The following is a 4,513-nucleotide window of genomic DNA, read 5'->3' as shown; positions in this document are numbered from 1 at the left end:
GCATATGAGGATCCGCCGCGCATGAGAGATATCCCGCTTCTCGAAATCAAAAACCTGGATATCGGCCTGAAGATCGGCGGGCACGAGCAAAAGATCGTCAAGGACGTGTCCTTCGACATCATGCGTGGCGAGGCCTTCGGTCTGGTCGGTGAATCAGGTTGCGGCAAGACGATCACCTCGCTTTCGATCATCGGCCTGATGAAAGGGCCACTTGCGGTTACCGACGGCCAGATCCTGTTTGACGGCACGGACCTGCGCGGCCTGTCGCCTCGCGACATGCGCAATCTGCGCGGCAATCGCATCGCGATGATATTCCAGGAGCCGATGACCGCGCTCAACCCGCTGGCGACAGTCGGGCGGCAAATCGCCGAGATGTTCGTTCTGCACAAGGGCACGAGCTGGAAGGATGCAGAACAGCGCGCGGTCGAAGCATTGGCCAGCGTCAAGGTGCCGGCACCCGAGCAGCGCGTGCACAATTACCCACACCAGATGTCAGGCGGCATGCGCCAGCGCGTCATGATCGCCATCGCACTCGCCTGTGACCCGGACCTTCTGATCGCCGACGAGCCAACGACAGCGCTCGACGTGACCGTGCAGGCGGAGGTGTTGAAACTCATCCACGAGCTTTGCTCTGCCCGCAACACCGCCGTCTTGATGATCAGCCAYGATCTTGGCGTCATCGCCAACATGTGCCAGCGCGTTGGCGTGATGTATGCCGGCCAGCTCGTTGAAGAGCGCGATACCTACGACCTGTTCGCCGATCCACGGCATACCTACACCAAGGGCCTGCTCGGCGCCTTGCCCCGGCTCGGTTCGCGACAACGCCATGGTCGCCAACGCCTCGTCGACATCGACAGCATCGTCACCGACAAGAGCAAGCTGACCGAAGAATTCTACTTCGAGCCACGCAAGCCGCAAATGGCGGCGCGTGCCGATAGCGAGGCTCGCTGAGCATGTCTGGTCAAACAACGGCGACCGATCGTCCCTTGCTCGAAATCAACGACCTGCACGTCCATTTCCCGGTGAGCGGCGCGCTTTTTTCCCGGCGTAAGCAAGCATTGCGGGCCGTCAATGGTGTCAGCCTCCACCTCAACAAGGGCGAATGCCTGAGCATTGTCGGTGAATCCGGCTGCGGCAAGTCGACAACCGCCCTGTCGGTGATCGGGCTCCAGGCTCCGACCTCAGGCGATATTCTATTCGAAGGCAAATCGATCATTGGCGCCAACGCGCCACCCCGCATGGAACGCGCGCGGATCGCACAGATGGTTTTCCAGGACCCCTATGCCTCCCTCAACCCGCGCCAGACGGTGCATCGTTCACTGGCGGAGCCCTTGCGCCTGCATGGCACCAAGTCCCGCAGCGAAATCGACGACCGGGTCGCCGAGATGCTGCGCCGCGTCGGCCTGACGCCGGAACAGGGAACCCGCTTCCCACATGAATTTTCCGGCGGCCAGCGCCAGCGCATCGGCATCGCGCGCGCGCTGATCCTCGACCCGCACATCATCATGCTGGACGAACCGGTCTCGGCGCTGGACGTGTCGATCAGGGCGCAGATCATCAACCTGTTGCTCGATCTCAAGGAACAGCTGTCTTTGTCCTACATCATGATCAGTCATGATCTCGGCGTGGTCGAGCATATGAGCGACCGCGTTGCGGTGATGTATTTCGGCCAGATCGTCGAGATCGGTCATTGGGACGCGATCTTCTCAAGCCCGACACACCCCTATACACGCAAGCTGATCAGCACCATTCCCGACCCGGACGCCATCTTGCAAACCGGCGTCAAGGCAGTCTTGCGGAACGCGCCACTGCCGCCTCAAGGGTATCGGTTTTATCCGCAAGACATCACCAATCCCGACGTCTATGCCGCTCCTGCGCCCAGCGAGCTGATTTCGATCGGCGAGGATCATCAGGTACGTTGCCAGCGCCTCTCCGCCTGAACCGGTCGCCCGGCAGGCAAGGGACTCGTTCCGGCCACTGGTCATACCGGATGCCGCATGCCTTGACATGACGTCGACTTCGGCCGCATCCCATGATCACGAATTCAAAGTGTTACGCGTCGCTTGCGCCCCCCTTGGGCCGCACGGCGATGCCCAGGGGGCGGCGTCTTGGAACTCAAGTGGCTGGAAGACTTCCTCGCCTTGGCGGAAACCAATAGTTTCTCCAAGGCTGCGGAAGAAAGGAACATCACCCAGTCCGCCTTCAGCCGTCGCATCAAGCAACTCGAGATATGGCTCGGCTCAAGTCTAATCGATCGCGCCACCTATCCCTCGCGACTGACCTCTGCGGGCGAAAAGTTCGTGCCCGTCGCGCGCGAGGCCGTACGCAGCCTGACGCAGGCGAGGCGAAGCCTGCGCGAGCAGGAAGGGGCCGAGGCCCAGACGATCACCGTCACCGCGCTGCACACGCTGTCGTTCACCTATTTCCCCGGCTGGCTGCGCACAGTCAGCGACAGGGTCGGCCCGCTCCTGTCGCGGATCAAGCCCGACCTGGGAAGCATGGAAGAAAACGTCAGCTCGCTTGTCGATGGCGACTGCGACTTCCTGCTGACCTATGCGCATCCAGCGGTATCCCTCGTGCTCGATCCCGAACTCTTCGAGTACCGCATCCTCGACCAGGAGACGATCATTCCGATCTCCGCCCCATCCAGCGACGGCAAGCCGCTGCATGATCCCGACCGGGAGCGCCCGGCGAGCTATGTCGGCTATGAGAAAGGCTCGTTCTTCGGCCTGCTGTTCGGCGAAGTTCTGTCCGAAAGGCTTGCCGCGCACAAGCGCGCCCACACCGGCTCGATGTCGGTGGGGCTCAAGGGCATGGCGCTTGCCGGCTGGGGCGTTGCCTGGGTTCCCGAAAGCCTGGTCCGGGCGGAACTGGACAATGGTACGCTCGTTCGAGCAGGCGATACATCGTGGGACATCCGGGTCGACATCCGCCTATACCGCTCCCGCCAGAACCGCCGCCCCATCGTCAACCGCGTCTGGCAATGACGGGATCCGTCCGACCGTCCATCCCCGCAGGGATGCTCGACACATAGCCCCCACGCACCAGAAGCCTCTCTCCGACAATGCAACTGCATTTGAGACAAAGCCTCAATTCCGTTGTGTGGCGACCTGCCTGGGAATGAGGAAGCGGGCGGCAAGGACGCAGAGCAGCACGGTAAACATCAGGATCAGCGCAACGAGCGCGTTGATATCTGGCGAAAAACCAAGCCGCATCATCGCCCACAGCCTGACGGGCAGCGTGCTCTGAGTTCCGGTCACCAGAATGGTGATCATGGTTTCATCGAACGACAAGGCGAAGGCTAAGATCGCGCCGCCGATCATCGCGCTCGAAAGATTTGGCAAGATGATGCGCCAGAACGTCTGCCACCTTGTGGCACCCAGATCGTAAGACGCCTCCACCAGCGTGCTGCTCATCGATTGCAACCGCATCAGCACGGTGCGGTAGACAATCGCCAGGACAAAGACCGTGTGACCGATGATGACCGTCAGCAGCGAGCGCTCGATGCCAACTTCACGGAAGAAGATCAGGAGCGCCAGACCGCTGATGATCGGCGGCATCAGGAATGGCAGGAATATGATGAACTGCAGGATGGAACGCCCGCTGCGGCGGCCGTGATAGTAGAGGGCCAGCAGCGTTCCGCCCACCACGGATAGGACAACCGTACAGATACCGACAATCAGCGTGGTGCGCAGAGCGAGGAGAATGTCCCGGTTCTCGGCCAAGGCCACGTAGGCCGAAACCGTTGGGGACGACCAATCGACCTCGCCGCGTGTGATCGTGAAGAACGACGACACGATCGGCACAAGCAGCGGACTGTAGAGCAGCACGGCGACCAGCGCCGTGACTGCGGCCAGAAAGATAGTGGACGGCCGAAGCGCGGCACTCATGGCGAAGTCCCCCGATTGCGCCCGAAGCGCTCGCCAAGGAGAATTGCGGCGATCACCACCATGGCCAATGCCACCGACAGGGCCGCGCCAAACGGCCAGTTATAGGCCGTGCCGAACTGGCTGTAGAGGATGCGGCCGAAGGTGAACCCGCTGATGCCACCGACCATTTGCGGGGTCAGGAAATCGCCGATCGCCAGCACGAACACAAAGCTTGCCGCCGTTGCCACACCCGGCAGGCTAAGCGGCAGTGTGATACGCAGGAAAGTCTGCAATCCACTGGCGCCGAGATCGTCTGATGCGCGCAGCAAGACCTGCGGAACGCGTTCGAGTGCGAGGAAAATCGGCAKGATCGCGAAAGGGATCAGCAGGAGCGTCAGCGTAAGCAAGATGGCGTTCATGTTGAACACGAAGAGCGAGGATGGCTCCTGCAGGATGCCGATCGCCACCAGTGCCTTGTTGAGAAAGCCATTGAGGCCGAGAATGCTGCGGATCGCGTAGATCTTGATGACATAGCTCATCAGCAGCGGCACCAAAAGCAGCATGAGCAACGCGTAGCGCCACCGTCCTTTGAGCGTGGTCAGGAAATAGGCCGCGGGGTAGGCCAGCAAGACACAGATCAAACG

Annotated in this window: 5 protein-coding genes; 3 read left to right on the top strand and 2 right to left on the bottom strand. The window is 61.3% G+C overall.

Annotation, left to right across the window (positions count from 1 at the left end):
- Window positions 1-21: 21 nt before the first annotated feature.
- The 3 genes from AC1DUU_RS24180 to AC1DUU_RS24170 all read left to right on the top strand — a co-directional run bounded on the left by AC1DUU_RS24180 (window position 22) and on the right by AC1DUU_RS24170 (window position 2,987).
- The gene (locus AC1DUU_RS24180; RefSeq protein WP_476785920.1) at window positions 22-951 is read left to right on the top strand and encodes an ATP-binding cassette domain-containing protein; all 930 of its coding nucleotides are present in this window, start codon (window positions 22-24) and stop codon (window positions 949-951) included.
- 2 nt (window positions 952-953) lie between these two features.
- Entirely contained in the window at window positions 954-1,940 is a 987-nt protein-coding gene (locus AC1DUU_RS24175) for an ABC transporter ATP-binding protein (RefSeq protein ID WP_476785919.1), read from the top strand.
- Window positions 1,941-2,108: 168 nt separating this feature from the next.
- On the top strand, window positions 2,109-2,987 hold the full coding sequence (locus tag AC1DUU_RS24170) for a LysR family transcriptional regulator (RefSeq protein WP_476785918.1): 879 nt from the start codon (window positions 2,109-2,111) through the stop codon (window positions 2,985-2,987).
- Between the two features lie 102 nt (window positions 2,988-3,089).
- Here AC1DUU_RS24170 and AC1DUU_RS24165 read toward each other — a convergent pair whose 3' ends face one another.
- Window positions 3,090-3,890, bottom strand: coding sequence for an ABC transporter permease (locus AC1DUU_RS24165; protein WP_476785917.1), 801 nt, complete (start codon window positions 3,888-3,890; stop codon window positions 3,090-3,092).
- A partial coding sequence (locus tag AC1DUU_RS24160) for an ABC transporter permease (RefSeq protein WP_476785916.1) occupies window positions 3,887-4,513 on the bottom strand: 627 nt, incomplete at its 5' end. The genes AC1DUU_RS24160 and AC1DUU_RS24165, both read right to left, overlap by 4 nt.

Source organism: Aminobacter sp. P4_H6_2, from assembly GCF_056400805.1.
The sequence above is the reverse complement of the archived record's forward strand: the minus strand, read 5'-3'. Positions and strand labels throughout refer to the sequence as shown.

Excerpts from the sequence above, each read along its gene's own strand:
- AC1DUU_RS24175 (WP_476785919.1), top strand. The coding sequence starts at position 954 with ATGTCTGGTCAAACAACGGCGACCGATCGTCCCTTGCTCGAAATCAAC.
- AC1DUU_RS24165 (WP_476785917.1), bottom strand. The coding sequence starts at position 3,890 with ATGAGTGCCGCGCTTCGGCCGTCCACTATCTTTCTGGCCGCAGTCACG.